Below are 626 nucleotides of genomic sequence, written 5' to 3'. Positions count from 1 at the left end.
GTTGGAAAATTGAAGGGGGCTGCTCCTAGTACGAGAGGACCGGAGTGGACGAACCTCTGGTGTTCGGGTTGTCATGCCAATGGCATTGCCCGGTAGCTAAGTTCGGAATCGATAACCGCTGAAAGCATCTAAGCGGGAAGCGAGCCCTGAGATGAGTTTTCCCTGACGCTTTAAGCGTCCTAAAGGGTTGTTCAAGACTAGAACGTTGATAGGCAGGGTGTGTAAGCGCTGTGAGGCGTTGAGCTAACCTGTACTAATTGCCCGTGAGGCTTAACCATACAACACCCAAGGGGTTTTGATGGACTCAAAGATACAAACGCTTGAATGAGTTTGAAGAGACAACACTTTTAATAAGCTTTCCAGATTATTTTGCCTTCAGTTTTTAAAAAAGCTGAAAGTAAAAGCAAAATTTTGCTTGGCGACCATAGCATTGTGGACCCACCTGATTCCATGCCGAACTCAGAAGTGAAACACAATAGCGCCGATGGTAGTGTGGGGCTTCCCCATGTGAGAGTAGGACATCGCCAGGCTCCAAATTTATTTTCACTTTTCAAAAGTGAAGACAAAAGTGTTATGAACGACTTGTCAGCGACGACAAGTAGTCCACTGCGGAGTGGTAGTTCAGT

At 46.5% G+C, this 626-nt stretch carries 2 rRNA genes; both read left to right on the top strand.

What is annotated here, in order from left to right:
• Nucleotides 1–278, top strand: a 23S ribosomal RNA gene (locus tag A3712_RS22990); the annotation flags it as partial.
• A gap of 136 nt (nucleotides 279–414) precedes the next feature.
• A 5S ribosomal RNA gene (rrf, locus tag A3712_RS22985) occupies nucleotides 415–530 on the top strand.
• Nucleotides 531–626: the final 96 nt, after the last annotated feature.

The sequence above is a fragment of the Vibrio sp. HI00D65 genome (assembly GCF_001635455.1).
Lineage (GTDB): Bacteria > Pseudomonadota > Gammaproteobacteria > Enterobacterales > Vibrionaceae > Vibrio.
The sequence above is the reverse complement of the archived record's forward strand: the minus strand, read 5'-3'. Positions and strand labels throughout refer to the sequence as shown.